Genomic DNA, 24,206 nt, shown 5'->3' with positions numbered 1-24,206 from the left:
TACTTATTAAATCCTTTATTAAACTTCTTCTGTATTTCTAATTTTGGTGTGATAGAATACATTAGGACGTGTACCTTTAAATCCAAGCAAGTGATACATACGGTTACTTGCTTTTTGTTTAACGACTTCACTTTCCTTATCATTTACATCACCGAAGACCATAGCACCGGAGCTACAAGCTGCTGAACAAGCAGTTTTGAACTCACCATCCTTAATAGGTCTTCCATCTCTTTTAGCATCAAGAATAGTTTTCTGTGTCATTTGAATACACATAGAACATTTCTCCATAACCCCACGAGATCTTACCACTACGTCTGGGTTTAATACCATTCTTCCAAGGTCATCATTCATATGGAAATCAAACTCATCATTCTCATTATAACGGAACCAGTTAAAGCGACGAACTTTGTAAGGACAGTTGTTCGCACAATAACGAGTACCTACACAACGGTTATAAACCATTTGGTTTTGACCTTGACGTCCATGTGAAGTTGCCGCAACTGGACAAACAGTTTCACATGGTGCGTGATTACAGTGCTGACACATCACAGGCTGGAATGCCACCTGAGGATTCTCAGAAGGGTGCTCCAATTTGTGATAGGTACTAATAGAGTTTGGTGCAGCTTCAACCATATCCATATCTCCTTCAAAAGTTTCTTCTGAAGAATAGTAACGGTCAATACGCAACCAGTGCATATCTCTATATTTTCTTACTTCGCTCTTACCAACTACCGGCACGTTGTTTTCTGCGTGACATGCAATTACACACGCCCCACATCCAGTACAGGCATTAAGGTCTATAGACAAATTAAAATGATGTCCTATACTAGAGTCAAAGGTTGACCAAAGTGTAGCATCATCTGCTGGAACCTCTGCATGATTTACAGAAACTACAGGTTGAGGATTCCAGTGCTCAGAATCTTTTGTATTAAAGATCTCTAACGAGGTTTCACGAAGAATATCTCCCCTTCCATCCATGGTACTTTTCATTTGCACTGAAGCAAACTCATGAATTCCAGATACTTTTTCTATTTTTACTTGTTGGGTTAAATCGAATCCTTGGTATAAAGCGTATGCATTAACTCCTGTTTGCATAGGGGTTTTAAGTCCTAGTTTCTTACCATATCCAAATGAAAGGCCAACAGTATTTTTAGCTTGTCCAGGTTGTATTAACACTGGAACTTTGTCAAGAGTTACATCACCAACCGTCACTTTGGCATAACTTCCGTTTAAACCACCATTGTCCTCGATGTAGTTTTCGAAATCTAAACGCTCAGCATCCGCCATAGATATGGTCAAATAGTTATCCCATGTATTTCTAGTTAACGGATCTGGTAATTCTTGTAACCATGGGTTGTTGGCTTGTTGTCCATCCCCCATACTTATCTTAGAATAGAACGTAAGTTCCATCCCTTCTGCTGGAGTAGTACCAGCCAAAGCTCTTACAGCATCAGCTACAGAAACTACTGCTGCTTCTGCCTCCACTTGAGGAGTTTCTACAGCGACTGCATCTGCTTGTTCAGTTTCGCCAACTGAAAGAGAAGATTCATAAACCCCATCGTGTAGTGCTTGATTCCATGAATCAAGTCCTAAAATGGAAGTTTCCCAAGTTTGTTTTATATAATCGTGATAGTTTAATGAACTACCAGTCCATTTCAAGATAGCATCCTGAAACTGTCTAGTATTAAACAACGGACGAATAGTCGGCTGCATTAAACTATACATTCCTTTTTTCATTTCTACATCACCCCAAGACTCCAAATAGTGAGGAGCAGCAGCAACGTATGTGGTCTTACTAGCTGTTTCGTCTTCTTTCAAAGAGAAGGCTACTGAAAGATCTACTTTTGCCAATCCAGCTTCAAATTCAGCTGCATTAGCCATGGTGTAAAGTGGGTTCACATTGCTTGTTACCAAAACACCAACCTGACCAGCATTCATATCAGCAACAAGTTGGTTCAATGCTTTCACATTACCCTGTCTAGTGAGTTTAGGCTTTTCAGCATCCATCACTACACTAGAAATTGTTTTATTGATCGCCAAGACCACTTTCTGAGCGTTCACATCGCTAATTCCTGTAACCACTACAGCATTTCTTCCAGCTCTCGCTACTTGAGTAGCTGCAGCTTTCACAGCCTCATCAATATGAGCAGGAAGGGATCCTGTAACAGATCTTCCATTTAAGTAACCGTAAAACTTAGCTAAAGCGATTTTTAATTCTGATGGTGTAAGTGGAACTCTTTTATCCGCATTAGCACCAGTTAAACTCATATTGGATTCGAATTGAATATGACGAGACATTTTCCCTTGAGTAGGGATACGTCCTTTTGCATATCCAGCATCATATCCTCCACCTTGCCAATCTCCAAGGAAATCAGCAGCAAAAGAAACAATAACTTCTGCTTTAGAGAAATCGTAATCTGCTAATGCTCTTTGTCCATAAGTACTCTCAAATGCATCAAGAGCAGCATCTTCAGAGATGGCATCGTACTGAATGTGCTTAACATTTGCGAACTTCTGAGAAAACTCAGCAATTAACTTTTTAGTTGAAGGACTCGCATAGGTTTGAGTAAGTAAAGCAATTTGCTTTCCAGAAGCCTTAGCTGAATTAAGCGCAGCAACCACTTGAGTATCTAATTCATCCCAAGAAGTATACTCACCATTAGCCTTAGGCCCTTGAACTCTTAAGCTATCATAAAGATCTAAAACAGAAGCGTACACTCTCGCGTTCGGACTACCATTAATTTTAGCTTCTTTATTATGCTCGACCATAATCGGTCTACCTTCGCGGGTCTTAATTAATATGCTTGAAAAGTCGAAACCATTCGCAATGGTAGTTGCATAGTAGTTTGCAACACCTGGAATGATATTCTCAGGCTGTACCACGTAAGGGATACTTTTAGTAACAGGTCCCTCACATGCAGCTAATGAAGCAGCTGCGGTAGTAAAACCTACATATTTAAGAAAGTCCCTTCTGCTAGTAGACGAAGCACCTAATGCCTCCTCATTTCCTAAAAACTCAGCTGTAGGGATTTCCTCAACAAACTCATTCTGTTTAAGCGTATCCGCGATAGAACTATTAGGTTTTAGTTCTTCAACACTTGACCAGTATTTTCTGTTTGATGCCATGTTATATATAACTATTTTAAATCGATCTTTTTTAAAGACCTACTTAGATTCTTAATTTTAAATATTTACGAAATTGGTTGAATTAATAGTGACACTTAGCACACTCCATGCCTCCCATTTGGGCAGCTGTCAACTGATCAACACCATATTTTTTCGCCAATTCTTCGTGAATTTTGGTATAGTATTCATTACCTTCCATTTTCACATTAGTATCTTGGTGACACTGAATACACCATCCCATTGTAAGAGGAGCATGTTGATGTAAAATTTCCATCTCCTGAACTTCTCCGTGACAAACCTGACATGCGATACCTGCTACACTTACGTGTTGTGAGTGGTTAAAGTAAACAAAATCAGGGAGATCATGAATACGCACCCATTTTACAGGTTGTGATTCTCCAGTGTAGCTCTGAGTGGAAACATCCCATCCAACAGCTTTATATAGTTTAGCAATCTCTCCATCGTAGAACTCTTTTGAGTATTCTGCTGTAGCAGTACTTTCTGAAACCTCAGGTATACTCTGGTGACAGTTCATACAAACGTTAAGGGAAGGAATCCCAGAAGTTTGAGATGTTCTAGCTGAAGAGTGACAATACTTACAGTCAATTCCGTTATCCCCTGCGTGAATCTTGTGAGAGAAATGAATCGGTTGAACTGGCTCATAACCTTGATCAACTCCAATTTGCATCATATACCCAAAAGCATAGTATGCAGAACCAAGTAACAATAGGATAACAGTAACAATTACTAAGAATTGATTTTGAACAAATGCTCTCCATAGCGGTTTTGTCTTCTCAGGAGTTTTAACTTCAACACCATTAGCCTCAGCAATTTTTCGAAGTGTTTTGTTCACCAAGAACAACATCACTACAAGCACCCCGAAGACAAGTATCAACGCACCTAAAACGATATCACCGTTTATCCCAGAAGAAGACCCTCCAGATCCAGCGGCTCCTGTAGCAGCAACATCAGTTGCAGCAGGCTCCTCTTCCACCTCCATTGTGTAGGCGATAATATCATCTAAATCCTGCTCACTTAACTGAGGGAAAGGCGTCATTACGGCAGGCTTATACTCCTCCCATATTCTAACAGCTTCTTCATCACCAGACTTAATTAATGCCTGGCTATTTTTAATCCAAGCATGCAACCATTCTCTTTCAAATTTATCTCCAACACCACGTAGTGCAGGACCTGTCATTCTTCGATCTAAATGGTGACAAGCAGCACAGTAAGTATTAAACAACGTCTTTCCTGCAGCTGGATCAGCTTCTGGTTGATCTTGCGCGAAAAGTGAACTGGAAAATGATAGCAACAATGCTAATCCGATACCTAAAATTCTTGTCATTGAATTAGGGCGTATCATCTTTTTCATATTGGAATATGTATTTTCTATCATAAAATTGGCACGAATATACACTATATACTGTATATATCCGTTTTTTAAATCCGTGCACAAAAATACGACTTAGAGTCGATTTGAAAAATGTTAGAGAAGCGTTAACGCTTAATTTATATCAATTCTAAATAAAAAAAATGCACAATTAAATAAATTTAAGATTTACATTTGCATAAAATAGTATTCATTATGAGATTATTAGCCCGTAAACGCTTTATTATTATTGCCATGACCGCCTTTTTTTACAGCGGTATTATTTCCGCTCAAGACGGCATAAAAACCCAACATCCAGAAGGAAAAGTGACCATAAATCAGGATCCAAGAATAGCAAAATTAATTGCTTATAAATCTGAGCTTAACCAAAGTAACACGGAAAAGCGTTTTAGCATTCAAATCTACAATGGAACATTAGAAGGGGCCGAAAATGCAGAAAAAGAATTTCAAGAAAAATTCGATGATATCAGCTGTAATATTTCTTTTGAGACACCAAATTACAAAGTTAGGGTAGGCAAATTTAGAAATCGACTTGAGGCAGACCGGTATTTAATGAAAGTTAGAGAAGAATATCCAAGTGCCTTTTTACTTCAACCCAAATAATGTAGTACTCAAATTTCTCAATACATAAGCTTCGTATTTTAACAATATCTAGACCACCTCCATGGTGGTCTAGATTTTTATAAGCACTTTTCTAAAAATAGCACTTTTAAAGTCAAAATTCTCCTTAAATAAAATTTTTTTATGCCAAAACACCGCTAAAAGTAGGCCGATTTATTCACTCAAAACAATAAGGAAGCCCACAAAACCAAACTTCCTCTTAGCCCACTTATAGTGTTGGCTAAGGGGAATAATAAAAGTTGAAAAAACACGTATATAGAATTCCCGTTATAGATTTTACCACTAGTAAGATAAACAATATAAGATATAACTATTTGACTTTAAGGCATATATTTCCGTTATTTGTATCATATATGGAAAAAATGTTATTCGTAAAAGTTAAAAGAACTACCAGATTAGAAAAAAGGTATAGCAAAAAAATGGGTAGTATAAGTGTTAAAGTCACCTATATTAGAAAACATATTTTCGGGATACCTTTAAGAACCATTCACAAGTACCGTCAGACCTATTACGGTAATGTTAAAGATTGTGCAGATTGCGTTTTAACTGCATAAATTATTTTGGCATTCCAATCCTTATATTTTTAAATTTTAAACCCCTTTGCGATCCCAACTTAAGCCGATTGTGTGTTATTATAGAATCAAGTATCTGAGATTGGCCACTTATAGTCACTAACATCCCCAGATTTGCGCGCACAAAAAAAGACCTTCATTTAATTGAAAGTCTTTTTTATCAAACGTAATTAAAATAAACGAAGCTTATTCCTATTTTTGGATCCACTCACCGTTTTCGTTAGCATATAGCGTGTTTGTTTCTTCTCCAACCATAACTTCGAGTTTGTACTCAGAAGCTTCATTCTTATATGCTTTTGAAAGTTCAGCCCCTGGAAAATCAGCAGCTAGTGCATCGGTGATGGCTTGTGGCAATTCTGCCGAGTCAATTTCTTGAAATTCGTCTTGTACAGCAAAGATATCTTCAGCGATTCCATCGTGAAAAATTACTGGAGTAGCTGCAAATGAAGCAAAACTACCTAGCGCAAATGCGGATACTAATACTATTGTCTTCATATCTGTAAATTTTATTTTTATCAATTCTTTAGTCTGTTAATTACCAAATCCATACCAATAAAAATATAATTCAACTAATAGCGCGCAAAGCCTTGCAGACAAGTTGATTACAACTTTTAATCCAATGTGCCAATTCTTAGAAGGTGTAACCTAAAGTGTGTAAAAAATTAAAGGAGTGTGTAAATATTACACACTCCCTATCCATGTCTTATAATTTATTGAGTTATTTGTCCTGCACCTGATGGGCTTGCTTTAATAAATCAACCACTGTTTTAACTGGATTAAATGTTGTTAAAGGCACCTCGACAAATACGGTATTCCAAAATGCCATCCCCCCATTCCAAAGTCCTGGAAGCTCCAATGCTTTTAAATCTTTACCCTGAAGTGTTTTTTGGGTAATAAAAGCATTTTTAGCGTTGACAAAATTAAGAAGATCGTACTTCTCTCCTTTATAATTTTTTGTGCCACATACTATATCAACAGGATTAAAGTGGGTGGAAGAGTTTAGAATATCTTGTTGGAATTTATTATTAGGATCTATTTGAGGGGTTTCAATTATCTGTAAGGAGATATTCCCATCCTCATCTTTGACCCAAAAAGGCCCCCCTCCAGGTTCACCCTCATTCTTCACCATTCCACAAACACGTATTGGGGCGTTTAGCTTTTCTTTTAAGAATTCTATCTGATATATTTCTTTGTATTTATCAATATCATCTTTTATATGTACATTGAGCTTCTTCCTTAAAAACTGCTTCATTTCTTCAATGGTCTGCTGATCAGGCGTGGTCTGATCTAGCAGCTTGGCATATGCGAAGGCGTCTTGTTGCAACTCCAAAAGTTTGGCGGCTAGCACCTTTTTGTATTCTGCAAGTTCATGTTTATACTTATTGACCACCACATTATCTATATTTTTTATAAAGATAATATCAGCATCCTGTTCGTTTAGATTCTCTATAAGAGCACCGTGACCACCCGGCCGAAATAAAATACTTCCGTCTTCCAATCTAAAGGGTTGGTTATCCATATTCACCGCAAGGGTATCTGTGGATTCTTTCTGAAAGGAAAAAGAGGTTTGAAATTGAACACTCGTATGATCCTCCACCCTTTTCTTAATACTGTCCATCTCGTCATCGAAATCATTATCATGTTCTTTTGAGATGGTAAAGTGTAGTTTAGCCACCCCGTTGGACTCATCATATAGTGCCGCCTCATACATATGTTCTTCAAAAGCAGTGGCTGGGTGCGTTTTGTATTTATGAAAAGGCAATAATCCCTTAGGACTCGAACCATAATCGAACTCATCCTTATCTAAGAGGATTTTGACAAAAAAGTATTTTTGAAAGTGATCTGGTAGATTTAGAAAATCAGGATGCTTCTCAACAAAACGTTTGATCACCTGCTCATAGAAGGGGAACTTCTCCACCCCAATAAAAAAGGTCCGGATAATATCCGCTTTCTCTCGGTTGATATAGGCATTAATAGTTTCATTGGCCGGATTATAATTATTTAAAAACTGAAACAGGGCTTTAAACATTCGAGTAGCAGCTCCAGAGGCGGGCACAAACTTTAACAATTCAAGCTGATCTTTATGTTTGTCGAACATTTCAACATAAGCTGCTTTTTGTTTGTCATCAAATTTTAAAATACCCTCATCGATCCTTGCCGCAGCCAATAGATTGATATATGGAATTCCTTTTTCAAAGGTTTCTAGTTGACTTTTAACTTTTTCCAAAGAAATTCCTTTTTCTTTGAGTTGCTTATTATCTTCTTCTGTCAATGTAATCATGATTTGTTCAAAAGTTTTTCTACTTGCTTAATAGCAAAGGTTAATCGTTCCTCGAGTGATCCCTTTAAAACTACATAAGGTTTATTATACTTCTCTAATGCTAATTTAAAGTTAGCGTACATTTGCTCACGTTCAAAGGGCTTATCCCTTAATACATCTGCTTCCCAAGGTACGTCAATATAGGTTAAAAAATATAAATCATATTTATTTTCGTCGGCGTACTTTGCAATTGTAGGATCGCAATACCCTTGGTAGTACACCTGAGAATACACCTTTATTTCCAGGAGATTGGTATCACAGAATAATACGCGATTTGCTGTTTTACTCAATTGGTTTTCATTATCCATTTGACCTATTGCGATTGCTTTTAGATCTTCGATTTCGCAACTTCGATTATAAGCATTCCACTTTTTCTCCAAATAGGTTCTCATATATTCGGGAACCCAATTAGTATTAAAATGCTTTGAAAGCTCTTTTGCCAAGGTCGTCTTACCAGTGGACTCTGGCCCAAATAAAACTACTTTAATAACCTCTGCGGGCTCTTGTTTAAGTTTTTCTTCCATGCTATATATCCATATATGGCTATTATAGTTAATGCGGTATATAAAAAGCTTGACAAAACCATTCCTTTTAGAAAATACAATGGAATTGAAATGATATCACCAATAATCCAATAGGTCCAGTTTTCGAGCTTCTTTTTTGCCATCAACCACATTCCGACAAAAAATATCGCCGTGGTCAAAATATCGACATATGAGAACCATGATTCCCATTTGTCAGAGAGTTCATAAACCACCACTAATAAAACAATAGCTGATACAAACAAAACCCCTGCCATCTTATACTCTTTTTTTGTCATCCGAGTAATGGGAATGTAATGGGTTTGATCTATCTTTCTAGTCCATAAGTACCAACCGTATATACTCATAGAAAAGTAATAGGCATTGATTAACATATCCCCTAGTAATTGATATACGAGCAAAAGGTACACATAGATTGCCGTGGAAATGATACCAGTAGGATAAACTAGAATGTTTTCTCGTTTAGAATACCATACGCTCAACAATCCGAAGATAATGGCGATGAATTCTAAAACAATTAATTCAGTGGGTACCCCTTGATATTGACTAAAAACCCAATCAAAAATGTGGTTCATACTCACTGCGGTCGGATTTCACTATTTTCATATAAAGCAGCCCCTTGTCAATCAGTTCAAAAGAAGATTTTACGTGTTTTGTAACCACCTCCATTACTTGGTCATATTCACCATAAACTTGGGTGCTTAATGGGTTTTCCATTACCGTTAATCCACTTTCTCTTAGTTTTTTGATCAAATGGATGATAGAGGGTTCAAAATCATCCTGTATAGGAGTTAATGTTAATTCAACTGAAATATTCATTTTAAAATTATTTAGCGGTTAATTTTCCAGTGCATAGGCGCAGGTGAAGCCATCAAACTCAAAAAATGAGGCCCTGTATTTTTGCAGCTTTTCTTTATAAATAACCCAAGCTGGCGTATGGCCCTGTTCTATATGAAATGGAATCACCTTGGTATGTTGTTTAAAACTCATACCTTCGGTAGCAAACACTTTGTAAAGACTCTCTTTTATACACCAAACTACCGTTAGTTCTCGGATCATTTTAGTGGTTAAGAATCCAAATTCATAATTGATAAATTTATGAGCAATAACAGAAATTTTATTGCGCTGTTTCTCTATATCGATACCAACTTTTGTGGTATCACTAATAATCATTCCAGAATAACTAAACGAGTGGGTGATAGAGATTTGTTTTCCATCTTTCAGATGTGGTTTTCCGCTCGAATCATAATAAAGGTCAGAGACCTTATACCCAGCTGCTCGCAATAATTGTCGAACGCTTAAAAATCCCCTTCTGTGAATTTCTGATTTCATCCCTCTTAGTCGGTTCTGGCAATTTTCTGTCAAAACTATTCCTTCCCTAAGATTCACTTCAGGTTCTTCGATCTTCCAAATCAACACTTTAGTTGTTGGATTTACCGTTATTGATTTAAATAGAGACATATTTTTTTACAAGTAATTTATGTACCTTTGTACCCAATTTTATGGTCGGATTTGTAAAATAAATACAGAATTCGACCTCAAAACGAACGTAAAAATACTAAAGTAATATGAGTACTAAAACAATTCCTTTCGTCCCTTTTAAAGTAAAGGACCTTTCATTGGCAGATTGGGGAAGAAAAGAAATTGAGTTGGCGGAGGCAGAAATGCCTGGTTTAATGTCGCTTAGAGAAGAATACAAGGAATCTCAACCGCTTAAAGGAGCTCGAATTGCGGGTTGCTTGCATATGACCATTCAAACAGCGGTTTTAATTGAAACCTTGGTTGCTCTTGGAGCAGAGGTGACTTGGAGTTCTTGCAACATATATTCAACTCAAGATCAGGCAGCAGCAGCTATTGCGGCCGCCGGGATTCCTGTATACGCATGGAAAGGAATGAATGAAGAAGAATTTGATTGGTGTATAGAACAAACCTTATTTTTCGGTGAGGATAGAAAACCACTTAATCTAATTTTGGATGATGGTGGCGATTTAACAAATATGGTATTGGATAAATACCCAGAACTTGCTTCAGAAATCAAAGGATTATCAGAGGAAACAACCACAGGTGTACACCGCTTATACGAGCGCATGAAAAATGGCACACTACCAGTTCCAGCAATTAATGTGAACGATTCAGTTACCAAATCAAAATTTGACAACAAATACGGGTGTCGCGAAAGTGCTGTTGATGCCATACGACGTGCTACTGATGTGATGTTAGCTGGAAAACGAGTAGTTGTTTGTGGTTTTGGAGATGTTGGTAAAGGAACAGCTGCTTCCTTTAGAGGAGCTGGTTCTATTGTAACAGTTACTGAAATTGATCCTATTTGTGCTCTACAAGCAGCCATGGAAGGTTATGAGGTAAAAAGACTTGAAAATGTTGTTGAAAAGGCTGACATTATCATCACCACAACTGGAAACAGGGATATTGTGACTCAAGAGCATTTCAAATTAATGAAAGATAAAACCATCGTGTGTAATATTGGACATTTTGACAATGAGATTGATGTGGCTTGGCTCAATAAAACACATGGTGATACCAAAATCAATATCAAACCTCAGGTAGATAAGTATACCATTAATGGCAACGATATTATTTTGTTGGCGCAAGGTAGGTTAGTAAACCTTGGTTGTGCTACTGGTCATCCAAGCTTTGTAATGAGTAATTCTTTTACCAACCAAACCTTGGCACAGATCGAACTGTGGAACTATCCAGAAAAATATGAAAACAAAGTTTATATGTTACCTAAACACTTAGATGAGAAGGTAGCTGAGCTTCATTTAGCAAAGATCGGTGTTGAACTAACCGAACTCAGAAAGGATCAAGCAGATTATATTGGTGTGGAAGTAAAAGGGCCATTCAAGCCTGAATACTACAGATACTAATCTAATACATAATTTACTCAAACCGCGAATAATGTATTCGCGGTTTTTTTTATCAATAAAATTAAATGACACCGCGGGGAATTATCAGAGTAAATCTAAATTATTCAAGGGAGTTTTGAGGTTATTAGATAAGTGTGTATCTTACACCATTAAATAACCTAATCATGAAAATTACTTTTAAGTACATATCACTGTTTGTTTTATGTAGCCTTCCAATATTGTGTGTTAGTCAAAACCTAGCTACAGTTAAGAGTCCTGACGATAAAATAGTTGTTCATTTAAATCTTGAAAATGGTGGCTTATTCTATGATGCTTTTTATCAGGGAACTGTTTTTCTAGAGAAATCTCCACTAGGACTAGAGACATCATTAAGTGACTTTAGTCAAAATTTAAATTACATATCCTCCTCCACGAGTACTGTTAAGGATTCTTACCAGCTTAAAAAGGCGAAGGTTAGTCATGTGGAGTACCATGCAAACGCGCTCTCAAGTACTTTCACTAGTGCCAATCAAGACACCTTACTAGTTCATTTTCAAGTTAGCAATCGCGATATTGCATTTTCCTATGAAATTCGCTCTAAAGAAGGTAGAAGTAATATTAAAATTTACAAGGAAACCACAGGTTTTAATATTCCAGATAAAGCTACCACATACATTACACCTCAGGCATTGCCTATGACTGGTTGGATGGAAACCAAGCCTTCCTACGAAGAGCCATATACACTTAGTGAAGCCGTAGGAACGCCCTCGAGCAATGGGGTTGGATTTACCTTTCCTGCGCTTTTTAAACTAAACCAAAATAAAGGGTGGTTGTTAATCTCAGAAACGGGTGTTGATGGTCATTACCCAGGTGCGAGACTCGGAGAGGCTACTAAGGACGGTTTGTATCCTCTAGAATTTCCACAAGAAGGTGAAAACAGTAGCATAGGTAATACCTTTGCTGCGCAGTCCTTACCAGCTAAAACCCCATGGAGAACCATCACATTAGGAAGTAGTTTAAAACCCATCGTAGAATCTACGGTCGCCTTTGACCTTGTAAAACCAAAATATGAAGCTTCTATTGACTATAAAATGGGGCGCGCCACTTGGAGCTGGATTGTTTGGCAGGACAATAGTATTAATTACCAAGATCAAATAAAGTATATTGACATGGCAGCATCCTTAGATTTTGAGTATGTTCTGATTGATAATTGGTGGGATACCCGTATCGGTCGAGAGAAAGTTGAAGAACTAGTCCAATATGCCAATAATAAAGGGGTAGATGTGATTCTATGGTACAACTCAAATGGGTATTGGAGTGAAGCGCCTCAAGGCCCGAAAAATAAAATGAACTCCATTACTGATCGTCAAAGGGAGATGGAGTGGCTTCAAAGTATTGGTGTAAAAGGTTTAAAAGTAGATTTCTTTGGAGGAGACAAACAAACCACCATGCAGCTTTACGAAGATATACTAACCGACGCTAACAACTATGGTTTAGGGATTACATTCCACGGTTGTACCCTACCAAGAGGCTGGGAACGGATGTATCCAAACTTTGTCACCTCAGAAGCGGTCTTAGCCTCTGAAAATTTGGTATTTAATCAGAGTTCTCTGGATCATCATGCTTTAAATGCCACCATTTTACCATTCACAAGAAACACAGTTGGCGCCATGGACTTTGCACCAGTTTTTTTAAATCATCGACTTTCGCAGGATCAAAACTCAGGTACCATTCGAAAAACCACAGATGCTTTTGAATTGGCAACCGCTATTTTGTATTTATCCCCTATCCAACATTTTGGTCTTACCCCTAATAATTTAAAGGAACAACCAGATTTTGTATTGGATTTCATAAAGGAGGTGCCAAGCGTTTGGGATCAAACGGTATATATTGGAGGAGCCCCTGAAGATTATGTTGCATTGGCTAGGAGAAAAGCAAACAAATGGTACGTTGCTCTAGTAAACGGCACGGATAGCAGACGAAAAATAAAGCTCAACCTTCCTATGCTTGCTGGGAAAAGCGTTCAAATAATTCAAGACAAAGAACCGTCTAGTTTTAACTCGAAGTTCACAAGTAAAAAGGTTAGTAAAAAGGGAGAGTTAACGATCCAAATCAATGGCCAAGGAGGTGCGGTGATTATGGGTATTGAAGAAAATTAATACATAGAAAAAACCACCTCAAAGGAGGTGGTGAAAATTAAGGTTTAGGTTAACTTATTGAAGTATAATTCGTATTATTTTGATAACATAAATACGATGGGGTAAGCAAATGTTACTGATACAGGATTACCATCAGCGTCCAGCCCAGGATTTAATTCAGGTATGGCCCTAATGATCCTTCTAGCTTCGGCATCCAAAGCTGGGCCTGGCGCTCGGGAATTCAAAACACTTATTTTACCATCGGTATTAATTCTAAAATTCACATAAACTCTACCCTGCATTTTATTATCTAAAGCTTCCTTTGGGTACTCAAAGGTTCTTCTCACATGATCGTCCAACTTGATTTTAAAGCAATCAAAGTCCGTTGTACCGTCGGCGCAAGGGGTTTTAAAACTTGGCTTTTTATCAACGAGTGTAAAAGGAACATCTACATTGGGATCCTCTGCTATATTAACATTATTTGCTTTGGCGGCCAAATTTAACAGGCGCCTTTGTAATTCAGGACTCACCTCTTCATCGGCTATAACAGTTTCTAATTGGCTAACCTTTTCCTCGATTGAGGAACTTCTGTTTTGATCAAATTTAGATTGCTGTTCTGCCTCGCATGAGGTGTACAGTAAAATGATCGTAATTACTGGAATAAGCAACAAATACTTTAGTTGCCAAATCTTTTTAGATGTTGATTTTTGTAACATAACAATTCGTTTTTTGATTAATGAATGATTGAAAAATTGATTGACTAATGATAACTGTTCAGTTTGAAAAGTATCTTGTAAAAGCAGCTGACAGTATTGTTTTTTTTGCGTTTTCACGGATTTTGAATCCGCTATAAATTCATGTAATTCGGTAATCCTGCTTTGATAGATATATACCAAAGGATTAAACCAAAACACAATGCGTAAAAGTTCAAATAAAAGCAAATCTAAACTATGACATTGTTTAACATGAACCAATTCGTGATTAAGGATATGGTCATGTTTTCTCTTTAGAATATTGCTACCAATATAAATGGTGTTGAAAAAAGTAAAAACAACCTCATCATTTGGGATTACAACTCTTAAGTAACCATTGAAGTATTGATGTTTTCCCTTTTTCCAATATCTTAAAATCTGATAGCACTTATAGACAAACCATATGAAGCTTAAGCAACTTCCCACTATAAGTACCCAATGCCATAAATTAAAAGAGTCCCACATACTGCTTTGGACTTGCGATTGTACATTCTCATTGGCCACAACTCTTACCTCCGATAGAAGAAATACTAAATCATCGGGAGCTGTGGTTCTAAGGCTTTGCAGCTTCACAAAAGGTAAGGCTAGCGAAGCTAAAGGGGTTATTAACAAATAGGCACGGTTCCAATTAAAGAAAGTCTCTTTCTTTAAAAACGCATCATAAACTACTAAAAAAAGTAGTTGAAAAACGATCCCTTGAATTATATAGGAAAACATAAGGCTAATCTTATTGGTTAATAAGTAATACTATGGAAGTCCATCAGCATTTTTTTCATCTTCTTGCTGCTCTAATTCATTTAAAATAGCTTCCATTTCATTTAAACTAATATCGTTTTTCTTGACAAAAAAGGAAACCATGCTTTTAAAGGAGCCTTGGAAATATCCATTGAGAATTTTATTTAAAGACTGATTGCTGTATTCCGATTTATTGACAATCGGAAAATAAATATAACCCTTGCCCTTTTGTGTGTGATCTACAAATCCTTTACTCTCAAGTATTCTTATAATAGTAGACACTGTGTTATAAGCAGGCTTGGGATCTGGTAATTGCTCAATGACTGCTGCCACGTTTGCATTGTTTAAATCCCACAGAATCTGCATTACTTCTTCTTCTGCCTTTGTAAGTTGCTTTATCTGACTCATTTTTTTATAACTAACTCTTTAGTTGATATGGTGTAAATATAACTAAAATTTTAGTTTAAACTAAGATGTTAGTTATTAATTTTAAGAAAATTTAACCAAACAAGGATCCAAAGGGTCATTATTTGCCAGCGGTTTTTGTGTATATTTGGTAAGACATTGGATGTGATAATGGCACCTAAATAAATACTAACACATTATTTTAAAGCCTTTTAACTACATGGATGCCCGTTTGATTCGACGAGCAAATTAACTTTTAAAAAGCATTATGGATATCGTACTGACTATTATTGGATTTATTTTTATACTCATCGGGATTTTAGGAAGTTTCCTTCCTGTAATTCCAGGAGCTCCCTTGAGTTGGCTTGGGCTATTACTACTTTATTTAACTAAAGCTGTTGAGGATAATTGGTGGGTATTGGGTATCACTTTAGCTGTGGCTATTGGGGTGGTTGTGGTTGATTACCTTATCCCCATTGCGGGGACCAAGCGATTTGGTGGTAGTAAATCTGGAATGATAGGAACCACCGTTGGACTTATTATCTCCTTTATATTTCCAATTTTTGGCTTATTTGGTATTATTATTTGGCCATTTATTGGTGCTTTCGTGGGAGAGATCATCAATAAAGCGGATAATAAAACAGCTTTGAAGGCTGCCTTCGGTTCCTTTTTAGGTTTCATTACCGGCACCTTCTTAAAGTTTGTGGTTGCCATCGTCTTTGCTGGGATCTTTATCAGAACCTTTTGGAGATACAAAGCTCTAATATTTAGCTTCGAATAATTTATTAAATTCAATCTTATCGATGTTCAGAATTTCCGATCGGGATGAAATGCAGCAATGTCCATAGATAACTGATGGTCTGAAATTAATTCACTGACCAATTTACCTGTGGCTGGACCTAAACTCCACCCCATCATTGCATGAGCTGTTGCAAAAGTGACATTACTATATTTGAGACTCCGACCTATGTACGGGAGTCCATCTGGAGAAACAGGTCGAAGTCCACTTTTGGCATCTCGTTTTTCTTGTTCCTGGATTTCTATTTCTGGATAATAAGCTTTTGCCGCTTGGCTAATAGCCTCTACGCGCTGCTGGCGAATAATGGTATTAATTCCAGAGAACTCCATGGTTCCTGCAAAACGTGTAAAGCCTTTCATAGGGGTCATAGCAACCTTAGCTTCTATCAAAATGGCTGGAATCTTAATCTTTGTGGGGCGATAAATATCTATTCTATAGCCTTTACCAGCTTGAATTGGAAGGTTCAAGTGCAGTTTCTTTGCGAGCTCTTGACTCCAAGATCCTGCAGCCACCACAACCTCATCTGCGGCATAAGCTGACTTATTAGTCTGTACAGTTTTGAGTTTATCCCCATTCATTGATAGTCGCTCTACCACTTCATTGGACTTCAGTATCACACCATTGGTCTTTAACCAGCTTATGAGTTTAGGCATGATTTGCGTTGGAGTGCTATGGGCATCACATTTATAATAAATGCCACCTTTTGCCGCTATCTCGACCTCGGGTTCTAAATCCTTTAGTCCTTTACTGTCCAAATGATCGACCTCTAACCCTTGTTTTTTTGCAAGTTCAGCTACATGCAATTCTTCTTCAGCTGCCTTATCAGTCTTATACATCATTAAAAGGCCTTTCTGCTCCCAATGAAAATCTCCTAAGTCTCCCGATGCTAACATGTCGTTATACAAAGTTCTACTTAGAATATTGATATCCTTTATTACTGGAATAGCCTTGGCTACTTTTTCTTGGGTAGAGGACTTATGAAAATACCATGCCCACCTAAAAAAGTCTGGGTCCCATCGAGGTTTGATATAAAACGGACTTGCAGAGTTGAACATCCACTTGATACCTTTAGAAATCATTCCTGGTGCAGCTAGTGGAATAATATGACTTGGGGTAATATACCCGGCATTTACAAAGGAAGCTCCCTGATTAAAGTCTGATTGGTCTATAACGGTAACTTGGTGACCTTCTTTTCTTAAATAATAAGCACAGCAGAGACCGATGATACCTCCGCCTATGATCAGGATATTTTTTTGCATTTCCTTTAAGGGTATTTATAAAGCTGATTTATTTAATTAACGTAACTTCTAATGCTTTTGGTATGAATTTATATCACTTGAAATCCTTTAGCATAGGGGTCTTGGTCATCAACAAAGATAGTGTTGTATCCGTAGACCCTAGCCCAACCTTGAATGCTCGGAACAATCGCCGTTTTTCCAGCTAGTTCAGTCTGCTGCTCAATACGACCGACAAACTGAGAACCTATAAAGCTCTCGTGAACGAACTCCTCTCCTAGATTCAGTAATCCTTTGGCATGCCATTGAGCCATGCGCGCTGATGTTCCTGTACCACAAGGAGAACGGTCAATGGCCTTATCACCATAAAAAACAGCGTTCCTAGCCGTGGATTTAGGATTGATTACATTTCCAGTCCATTGTATATGACTGACCCCATTTATGGTAGGGTCTTCTGGATGAACAAACATCCCGGGATATTTTGCATTGATTTGTTGTCGTAGTTTTTGGCTTAAACGTATTAGATTCCCAGCTGAGAAATCTTGGATTCCACTGAAGTTTTTTTGAGGATCAATGATGGCATAAAAGTTACCTCCATAGGCCACATCAAATACGAGTTCTCCCAAGGTTTCACAAACAATGGTAAGTTCCAGAGCAGCGAGGTACGACTTTACATTGGTAAGTTTTACCCAATCCACTTTGTTTCCTGTTTGTTTATAGGTGATTTCAATGAGTCCTGCCGGGGCTTCCATCCGTATTTTTCCTGGAGTCTTGGGTGTAATTAACCCCTCTTCGATCGCAATGGTAATACTTCCAATGGCTCCATGTCCACACATGGGTAGACAACCACTGGTTTCAATAAATAGAATACCCACATCATTTTGAGGATCTAATGGTGGGTACAAAATACTTCCACTCATCATATCATGTCCCCTTGGTTCAAACATCAGTGCTTTTCGTATCCAATCAAATTCACGGATGAAGTGTTGTCGCTTTTCACTCATATTGGAGCCTATTAATTGTGGCCCTCCTCCAGCGATGACCCTAACTGGATTTCCACAGGTATGGGCATCAACACAAAAAAATGTTTTTCTTGCCATAGATTCACTAAAAGATAAAATTAATGATCATTGATTAAGTTTGATATGGATATAGTTCTTAACGCGTCTTTCCAGAATCGGAAGGGTCACTGTCCCTTGACCTAAGATAATGTGATGGAATTCACGAATATCAAACTTGGACCCCAATTGCTCCTTGGCTAAAGACAGAAGCTCTCTGATTTTTAATTCCCCGATCTTGTAAGAAATCGCCTGTCCTGGCCACGCAATATAACGATCGGTTTCTGTATTAATTTCATGTTCTGAAAGGGCTGTGTTGGATTTAAGATAATCCACTACTTGTTCTCTACTCCATCCTTTAGCGTGAATACCAGTGTCAACTACTAAACGACATGCGCGCCACATCTCATAGGTTAGTTTTCCGAACTCCTCATAAGGCGTGGTGTATATTCCCATTTGATCAGCTAGAAACTCACAATACAATGCCCAACCTTCTCCATAGGCAGAAAGGTAGGTGTTTTTACGAAATTTCGGGATACTATCACCGAGCTCTTGATTTAAGGATCCTTGTAAGTGATGCCCTGGAACGGCTTCATGGGCCGTAAGTGCTGGTAAGTTATACAATGGTCTACTCTCTAGTTTATAGGTGTTGACTAAATAATATCCTGGTTCAGTGCTACTGTAACTTCCCGAATATCGCCCTGTCGTGTATTTAGGAGCAATGGCATCGGGAACTTTAATCACCCCATAAGGCTTTCTAGGTAAAAGATTAAAAAATTTTGGAAGCTGTGCGTCGATGCGTTTTGCGATATCTCTGGCTTGTTTTAATAATTCTCTTCCAGAATCCACATAGAATTGTGGATCAGTTCGCAAAAAATCTAGAAATTCAGCAAAGCTACCTTTAAAGCCCACCTTTTTTATGATTTGCTCCATTTCAGCTCTTATCCGAGCTACTTCTTCTAACCCAATTTGGTGAATGTCATGGGCAGTATACTGATCACTAGTGGTGTAATAATTAATTCTGTTTTGGTAAAACTCCGCTCCACCAGGAGTTTCTATAACCCCTATCGCCTCTCTAGTATTAGGGATATATTGGGTTTCAAAAAACTGCTTAACTTTTTTAAAAGCTGGCACAACACTGGTTTCTATAGCCTGCTTTGCAGCTGATATTACAGAATCCTTTTGCTTTTCACTCATTAGATCTGGAAGCTGCGTAAAAGGCTGGTAAAAATAACTCTCATTATAATTACTTACAATATGCTCATCATAGGTGGACTCATAACCTTTAAATATTACCTTTGGTTGGGAGATCCCTTTGGAGAGTCCTTCTTTAATTAGAACTAAGTTCTGATCCACAAAATGTGGAATGTCATTTAAAACATTTAAATAATCCTTTGCTTCTTGATAACTCAAGATTGGATTCACTCTATAATTGAGATCCAAATGGAATCCTTGATCTGCTTGAATTGGATTTAAGTACATGTCGTAGATGTAAAAATCCACCCTGTCTTGTAGCTTAAATTGAAGTAATTCCCACGAAATTAATTCGGTTTCCGATAGGGCTTGTGTATCGACCTTTGCCAAGTTCTGTAATTGGGCGCTCGCAAAATCAGCATCCTTTTTAAACAGGGCTTTATCATAATGCCCTAAAGGGTGATCACTGCGATGGTATAACCTAAAATTCTCAACAGTATCAATGACAGCTTTCAAATCAGATGAAGCCGTAGTTGTTTTCTTGGGTGAATCACAGCCAAGTAACATTAAAGCAAATAATAAAATTCCAGCTTGGTATCTCGTCATATTATATCGTATTAAAGGTGTGAATTCCATCTACAATTCTATGAATTTTCAATGGATTTTCATTTTGTAAGGCCTCTGGCAATAATTCCAATGGCCAATTTTGATAAGCTACAGGACGTGTCCAACGCGTGATCGCCGACACTCCGACAGAGGTGTATTTCGCATTTGTAGTCGAGGGGAATGGCCCACCATGATGCATAGCAGCGCATACCTCAACTCCTGTAGGCACACCATTGAGGATAAGTCTTCCTACCTTCTCCTTTAAGGCATCTACAATGCTTGTTTTTTCACTTAACTCTTTTGAATTACCCAGAAGCGTTCCTGTTAACTGTCCTTCCAAGGCATTAATAGCAGCTTCTAACTCTTGATCGCTATCACATTGTACAACCAAGGAATAAGGTCCGAAGACTTCGTGGTGTAATGCAGGATTTGCTATAAATACATCCGCATCAACAGTTAGGACTTTGGCCTTACCAAAATTCGGAGCAGCTTCGCCCTTATAGGCTCCAACTAAGGAGGTCTTTCCACTTGCGGTCACTACTTCTATACCCTTCTCAAAGGCTTTATAAATATTGGGATGCAACATAGAGGCGGGTGAAATTTGAGCAATTTCTTCTCCTAAGGTTCCAATGAATTGGGTAAAGTCATCTCCTTTAACTCCTAATATAAGCCCAGGATTGGTACAAAATTGCCCCGTTCCATTGGTGATCGACAAAGCATATTGTTTGGCCCAATGTGCTGATTGCTCAAAAGCTGAAGGCAAAACAACTACAGGGTTTACGCTTCCCATCTCTGCAAAGACAGGTATAGGAACTTCTCGCGTACTAGCGAGTTTGTATATTGCAGTTCCCCCAGCAATACTTCCAGTAAAACCTACCGCTTTAATTTCTGGGTGCTGAACTAATTCCTGACCCACAGATATACCGCTACTATTCAAATTAGAAAACACGCCATTTGGCATATTGGTTTTCTCAGCAGCCTTTAAGATAGCCGAAGACACTAATTCTCCAGTGGCTGCATGTAAAGGATGACCCTTAACTATCACTGGGCAACCAGCGGCTAATGCACTTGCAGTATCCCCTCCTGCTGTGGAAAAGGCTAATGGAAAATTACTAGCTCCAAAAACCGCTACTGGCCCTATCGGGAAAAGCATTTTACGTATATCTGGTTTGGGCATTGGCTCTTTGTCCGCTTGACCAACATCGATGGTGGCCTCTACCCATGATCCTTCTTCTAAAAGGTCCGCAAAGGCTCTGAGTTGAACCATAGTCCTACCACGTTCACCTCGCGCTCTGCCTTCTGGCAAACCAGATTCTGCCATATAAGTAGTAATTAAATCTTCACCGATTTCTTCTATTTCATCGGCTATAGCTCTTAAAAATTCTGCTTTTCTTTTACCTGAAAAATTTTTGTATTGACCAAATGCCTCAGTGGCCAACTGTACTGCCTGATCTATTTCATCTTTGGTGGCTTGGTGAAAAACCCAAGGGTTTTCCCGATTCTCAACGGGATTAAATGTTTTAAAAGTATCTGTTCCTCTTGCGGAGTTAAGAGTACCAATAGTATTTTTTCCTGTGATCATGTTGTTGTGTATTTTTGATTAATGCCAAAGGCATTACCCTTGAATCTATCTGTGAGGATTCAAAAGTAATGACCTTGGAAATGCTTCCTATCCTATGCGGGCTACATTAAACTGCCGCGCTACGCAATGCTTTATAATCTGGTAGCTCAGGGCGATTTTTCAATCCTTCTTCAATTACCTCTAAAACGCGTTTTCGCTCTTGTCCTATAAGTGCTAACCTAGGAGCACGAACCATTTCAGTTCCAATACCCGTTGCAACCTCAGCTAATTTAATATTTTGTACCAATTGTGGGGTAATATCCAACTCTAAAAGTGGTAGGAACCAACGATATATTGCCAATGCCTCTTTATGACGACCTGCTTTTGCAAGTTCATATATGGCAACGGTTTCTCTGGGAAAAGCACAAACTAATCCCGCAACCCATCCGTCTGCACCCATTAATATACTTTCTAGTCCTAGAGTATCAACACCGGTAAGTACTTTTAAACGATCTCCAAATTTATTCTTTAATTTACTGACGTTTGAAATATTTCTAGTGGACTCCTTTACCGCTTGAATATTATCACATTCTAATAACTCTTCGAACATCGCTGGTGTCACTTCGATATTATAATCAACAGGGTTGTTATATATCATAATTGGAAGTGAGGTACTATTGGCTACAATTTTAAAAAAGGTAACAGTTTCACGATCATTTGCTCTATAGCGCATCGGTGGCAATAACATAATACCACTTGCTCCATTTTGCTCAGCAACCGCTACGGCATGAACGGCGGCTTTAGTGGTTTGTTCTGCTACATTTATAATCACTGGAATTTGTCCCTTTACAATACGAACAGTTTCTTGGATCAATGTTACTTTTTCATCATCGGTCAGCGTACTTGCCTCACCTAAGGTACCTCCCAAAATAATAGCGGATACACCTGCTTCTTGTTGGGCTTTAATATTGACCTCAAACATTTCTAAATCCAAAGAATCATCCTCTTTAAATTTTGTTGTCACTGCAGGCATGATGCCTTCCCATTTTACTTGCATATTTCTAATTTTTAAATTTCCTAAAACATTAATTGGATAAATCGATTATTGAATTAGCGCTATAATTTAAAAACAAAATTAGCCCAACATATTAAAGGAGGATTCCAAGATTTTACCCGAAACTATGCAAATATTACCCTATTTGAAGGTTTTTTAAGATAAGATGAGTGAATAAGTATTTAAAGCTCATTTGAAAGCTCTTGTTGTAGCTTTTTAGCTAGCCCTTTTACGACCATGTCATAGGAGTGATCTATAAGCTCTTTTAAAAACCCAGGCTGAATTTCTTGATTGTTAAGATGAACAGTATTCCAGTGTTTTTTACTCATATGATAGCCTGGCTTGATCTGAGTAAAAGCAGATCGTAGTTCCAAAGCCCATTGAGGGTCACATTTCAGATTGATACTCTTATCACCACTTTCCCATTTCTTTAGACCACATAGGGCAAACATTTTTCCACATACTTTAAATACAAGGGTGTTTTTATCAAAGGGAAAGTCTTCAGTCACTCCAGGTTTTCCCATGCAATACTGGTAGATTTCTTCGATGTTCATGGTGGTTAATTGTTAAAAAGCATGTTACACTATTTTTCATCTAAAAGATCTTTATGCTGAATTTCTAATGCCTTATAGTCAAGCTTCCAGCCTATGGCCTGCACCATACTTTCAATCATATGTACTGCATCCAAGGCTTCTTTTCGAGCAGTATCCAACAGCCCACTATCAGGAATTTTAGCTAAAATATGTTCTTTGGCCTCTTGGTTTAGGGTAGAAAGATCCTTGGTCTTAAAACGATTGAACAATCCTTCCTTAATATCGTAATATTTGACATCGGGCTCAATGCTCAATACCTCAGGCAGGGGAAAATTTGTGAGAATAATTTTTTTAGCCTTTGGGTCTGCTTTCATCTCAATTTTTTTAAGATCAAAACCGACATTTACCTTGGCATTAATAACAAGTAGAGCCTTCTTTTTACTACTGATGAGTTTTAAAAAGTGTTCTCTGACATTTTCATATTGGTAAATCTCTGCAAACTCTCCCTCTACGGTAATGAGTTTATAGACATTACGTATCTTCTCTAATAATATCACGGATTGCTTTTCTACACTCTCAGAAGATTTCTTTTTTCTGAAAGCTGTAAACAACCAATAGGAACCTAAAATCCCTAATAATAACCCTAATAGGATTTGTACAATATCACTCATTCTATTTAAATTTTACCACGATATACCCAC

General features: G+C 37.8%; 22 protein-coding genes. 5 read left to right on the top strand and 17 right to left on the bottom strand.

Annotated features, from left to right (window positions below; translation table 11 throughout):
- Positions 1–18: 18 nt before the first annotated feature.
- Positions 19–3,126: a TAT-variant-translocated molybdopterin oxidoreductase gene (locus I215_RS10525; protein WP_008991944.1), complete on the bottom strand. Its 3,108-nt coding sequence runs from the start codon at positions 3,124–3,126 to the stop codon at positions 19–21.
- An 82-nt stretch (positions 3,127–3,208) separates the two neighbouring features.
- The gene (locus I215_RS10520) at positions 3,209–4,498 is read right to left on the bottom strand and encodes a c-type cytochrome (protein ID WP_008991943.1); all 1,290 of its coding nucleotides are present in this window, start codon (positions 4,496–4,498) and stop codon (positions 3,209–3,211) included.
- Between the two features lie 213 nt (positions 4,499–4,711).
- Here I215_RS10520 and I215_RS10515 point away from each other — a divergent pair, with 213 nt between their 5' ends.
- Together I215_RS10515 and I215_RS16660 are read left to right on the top strand one after the other, a co-directional pair.
- The gene (locus I215_RS10515) at positions 4,712–5,119 is read left to right on the top strand and encodes an SPOR domain-containing protein (protein ID WP_008991942.1); all 408 of its coding nucleotides are present in this window, start codon (positions 4,712–4,714) and stop codon (positions 5,117–5,119) included.
- A 380-nt stretch (positions 5,120–5,499) separates the two neighbouring features.
- Positions 5,500–5,691: a hypothetical protein gene (locus I215_RS16660; protein WP_040460246.1), complete on the top strand. Its 192-nt coding sequence runs from the start codon at positions 5,500–5,502 to the stop codon at positions 5,689–5,691.
- A gap of 210 nt (positions 5,692–5,901) precedes the next feature.
- On the opposite strand, the gene I215_RS10505 is transcribed toward I215_RS16660, so the two are convergent.
- The 6 genes from I215_RS10505 to I215_RS10480 all read right to left on the bottom strand — a co-directional run bounded on the left by I215_RS10505 (position 5,902) and on the right by I215_RS10480 (position 10,032).
- On the bottom strand, positions 5,902–6,204 hold the full coding sequence (locus I215_RS10505) for a hypothetical protein (protein ID WP_008991940.1): 303 nt from the start codon (positions 6,202–6,204) through the stop codon (positions 5,902–5,904).
- A gap of 223 nt (positions 6,205–6,427) precedes the next feature.
- Positions 6,428–7,990: a DUF4301 family protein gene (locus I215_RS10500; protein WP_008991939.1), complete on the bottom strand. Its 1,563-nt coding sequence runs from the start codon at positions 7,988–7,990 to the stop codon at positions 6,428–6,430.
- Complete coding sequence (locus tag I215_RS10495) at positions 7,987–8,553, bottom strand: AAA family ATPase (protein ID WP_008991938.1); 567 nt, start codon at positions 8,551–8,553, stop codon at positions 7,987–7,989. Before I215_RS10495 ends, I215_RS10500 begins: the two co-directional genes overlap by 4 nt.
- Positions 8,508–9,146, bottom strand: coding sequence for a nicotinamide riboside transporter PnuC (gene pnuC / locus I215_RS10490; protein WP_008991937.1), 639 nt, complete (start codon positions 9,144–9,146; stop codon positions 8,508–8,510). Before pnuC ends, I215_RS10495 begins: the two co-directional genes overlap by 46 nt.
- Entirely contained in the window at positions 9,130–9,390 is a 261-nt protein-coding gene (locus I215_RS10485) for a thiamine-binding protein (RefSeq protein ID WP_008991936.1), read from the bottom strand. The genes pnuC and I215_RS10485 overlap by 17 nt, the downstream gene beginning before the upstream one ends.
- Before the next feature lie 18 nt (positions 9,391–9,408).
- Positions 9,409–10,032, bottom strand: a complete 624-nt coding sequence (locus I215_RS10480) for a 4'-phosphopantetheinyl transferase family protein (protein ID WP_008991935.1) — start codon at positions 10,030–10,032, stop codon at positions 9,409–9,411.
- Between the two features lie 107 nt (positions 10,033–10,139).
- Between I215_RS10480 and ahcY the strand changes: the two genes are divergently transcribed.
- Entirely contained in the window at positions 10,140–11,456 is a 1,317-nt protein-coding gene (ahcY, locus tag I215_RS10475; protein ID WP_008991934.1) for an adenosylhomocysteinase, read from the top strand.
- Positions 11,457–11,620: 164 nt separating this feature from the next.
- A complete protein-coding gene (locus I215_RS10470) occupies positions 11,621–13,594 on the top strand; it encodes a glycoside hydrolase family 97 protein (protein WP_008991933.1) in 1,974 nt (657 codons plus the stop codon).
- Between the two features lie 74 nt (positions 13,595–13,668).
- Here I215_RS10470 and I215_RS10465 read toward each other — a convergent pair whose 3' ends face one another.
- Both I215_RS10465 and I215_RS10460 read right to left on the bottom strand, forming a co-directional pair.
- On the bottom strand, positions 13,669–15,042 hold the full coding sequence (locus I215_RS10465; RefSeq protein ID WP_008991932.1) for a M56 family metallopeptidase: 1,374 nt from the start codon (positions 15,040–15,042) through the stop codon (positions 13,669–13,671).
- Positions 15,043–15,072: 30 nt separating this feature from the next.
- A complete protein-coding gene (locus I215_RS10460; RefSeq protein ID WP_040460245.1) occupies positions 15,073–15,459 on the bottom strand; it encodes a BlaI/MecI/CopY family transcriptional regulator in 387 nt (128 codons plus the stop codon).
- 274 nt (positions 15,460–15,733) lie between these two features.
- Between I215_RS10460 and I215_RS10455 the strand changes: the two genes are divergently transcribed.
- Positions 15,734–16,246, top strand: a complete 513-nt coding sequence (locus tag I215_RS10455) for a DUF456 domain-containing protein (protein ID WP_008991930.1) — start codon at positions 15,734–15,736, stop codon at positions 16,244–16,246.
- 26 nt (positions 16,247–16,272) lie between these two features.
- Here I215_RS10455 and I215_RS10450 read toward each other — a convergent pair whose 3' ends face one another.
- The 7 genes from I215_RS10450 to I215_RS10420 form a co-directional block, all read right to left on the bottom strand.
- Positions 16,273–17,523, bottom strand: coding sequence for an NAD(P)/FAD-dependent oxidoreductase (locus I215_RS10450; RefSeq protein ID WP_008991929.1), 1,251 nt, complete (start codon positions 17,521–17,523; stop codon positions 16,273–16,275).
- A 68-nt stretch (positions 17,524–17,591) separates the two neighbouring features.
- Positions 17,592–18,599, bottom strand: a complete 1,008-nt coding sequence (locus I215_RS10445; RefSeq protein WP_008991928.1) for a 4-hydroxyproline epimerase — start codon at positions 18,597–18,599, stop codon at positions 17,592–17,594.
- Between the two features lie 27 nt (positions 18,600–18,626).
- Entirely contained in the window at positions 18,627–20,357 is a 1,731-nt protein-coding gene (locus tag I215_RS10440) for a DUF885 domain-containing protein (protein ID WP_040460233.1), read from the bottom strand.
- Position 20,358: 1 nt separating this feature from the next.
- On the bottom strand, positions 20,359–21,939 hold the full coding sequence (locus I215_RS10435) for an aldehyde dehydrogenase (NADP(+)) (RefSeq protein WP_008991926.1): 1,581 nt from the start codon (positions 21,937–21,939) through the stop codon (positions 20,359–20,361).
- A 106-nt stretch (positions 21,940–22,045) separates the two neighbouring features.
- Entirely contained in the window at positions 22,046–22,975 is a 930-nt protein-coding gene (locus I215_RS10430; protein WP_008991925.1) for a dihydrodipicolinate synthase family protein, read from the bottom strand.
- A gap of 179 nt (positions 22,976–23,154) precedes the next feature.
- Positions 23,155–23,526, bottom strand: coding sequence for an MmcQ/YjbR family DNA-binding protein (locus I215_RS10425; protein ID WP_008991924.1), 372 nt, complete (start codon positions 23,524–23,526; stop codon positions 23,155–23,157).
- A gap of 29 nt (positions 23,527–23,555) precedes the next feature.
- Positions 23,556–24,176 carry a DUF4230 domain-containing protein gene (locus tag I215_RS10420; RefSeq protein WP_008991923.1) on the bottom strand — a complete coding sequence of 207 codons (621 nt, stop codon included), beginning with the start codon at positions 24,174–24,176 and terminating at the stop codon, positions 23,556–23,558.
- Positions 24,177–24,206 lie beyond the last annotated feature (30 nt).

This window comes from Galbibacter marinus, assembly GCF_000300875.1.
Taxonomy (GTDB): Bacteria; Bacteroidota; Bacteroidia; order Flavobacteriales; family Flavobacteriaceae; genus Galbibacter; species Galbibacter marinus.
The sequence above is the reverse complement of the archived record's forward strand: the minus strand, read 5'-3'. Positions and strand labels throughout refer to the sequence as shown.

Bases quoted from the DNA above. Each gene is read 5' to 3' on its own strand.
- I215_RS10505 (WP_008991940.1), bottom strand. From the start codon at position 6,204: ATGAAGACAATAGTATTAGTATCCGCATTTGCGCTAGGTAGTTTTGCT.
- I215_RS10425 (WP_008991924.1), bottom strand. From the start codon at position 23,526: ATGAACATCGAAGAAATCTACCAGTATTGCATGGGAAAACCTGGAGTG.
- I215_RS16660 (WP_040460246.1), top strand. From the start codon at position 5,500: ATGTTATTCGTAAAAGTTAAAAGAACTACCAGATTAGAAAAAAGGTAT.
- I215_RS10520 (WP_008991943.1), bottom strand. From the start codon at position 4,498: ATGAAAAAGATGATACGCCCTAATTCAATGACAAGAATTTTAGGTATC.
- I215_RS10480 (WP_008991935.1), bottom strand. From the start codon at position 10,032: ATGTCTCTATTTAAATCAATAACGGTAAATCCAACAACTAAAGTGTTG.
- I215_RS10445 (WP_008991928.1), bottom strand. From the start codon at position 18,599: ATGGCAAGAAAAACATTTTTTTGTGTTGATGCCCATACCTGTGGAAAT.
- I215_RS10455 (WP_008991930.1), top strand. From the start codon at position 15,734: ATGGATATCGTACTGACTATTATTGGATTTATTTTTATACTCATCGGG.
- I215_RS10465 (WP_008991932.1), bottom strand. From the start codon at position 15,042: ATGTTTTCCTATATAATTCAAGGGATCGTTTTTCAACTACTTTTTTTA.
- pnuC (WP_008991937.1), bottom strand. From the start codon at position 9,146: ATGAACCACATTTTTGATTGGGTTTTTAGTCAATATCAAGGGGTACCC.
- I215_RS10525 (WP_008991944.1), bottom strand. From the start codon at position 3,126: ATGGCATCAAACAGAAAATACTGGTCAAGTGTTGAAGAACTAAAACCT.
- I215_RS10440 (WP_040460233.1), bottom strand. From the start codon at position 20,357: ATGACGAGATACCAAGCTGGAATTTTATTATTTGCTTTAATGTTACTT.
- I215_RS10420 (WP_008991923.1), bottom strand. From the start codon at position 24,176: ATGAGTGATATTGTACAAATCCTATTAGGGTTATTATTAGGGATTTTA.
- ahcY (WP_008991934.1), top strand. From the start codon at position 10,140: ATGAGTACTAAAACAATTCCTTTCGTCCCTTTTAAAGTAAAGGACCTT.
- I215_RS10495 (WP_008991938.1), bottom strand. From the start codon at position 8,553: ATGGAAGAAAAACTTAAACAAGAGCCCGCAGAGGTTATTAAAGTAGTT.
- I215_RS10485 (WP_008991936.1), bottom strand. From the start codon at position 9,390: ATGAATATTTCAGTTGAATTAACATTAACTCCTATACAGGATGATTTT.
- I215_RS10470 (WP_008991933.1), top strand. From the start codon at position 11,621: ATGAAAATTACTTTTAAGTACATATCACTGTTTGTTTTATGTAGCCTT.
- I215_RS10500 (WP_008991939.1), bottom strand. From the start codon at position 7,990: ATGATTACATTGACAGAAGAAGATAATAAGCAACTCAAAGAAAAAGGA.
- I215_RS10430 (WP_008991925.1), bottom strand. From the start codon at position 22,975: ATGCAAGTAAAATGGGAAGGCATCATGCCTGCAGTGACAACAAAATTT.
- I215_RS10435 (WP_008991926.1), bottom strand. From the start codon at position 21,939: ATGATCACAGGAAAAAATACTATTGGTACTCTTAACTCCGCAAGAGGA.
- I215_RS10450 (WP_008991929.1), bottom strand. From the start codon at position 17,523: ATGCAAAAAAATATCCTGATCATAGGCGGAGGTATCATCGGTCTCTGC.
- I215_RS10515 (WP_008991942.1), top strand. From the start codon at position 4,712: ATGAGATTATTAGCCCGTAAACGCTTTATTATTATTGCCATGACCGCC.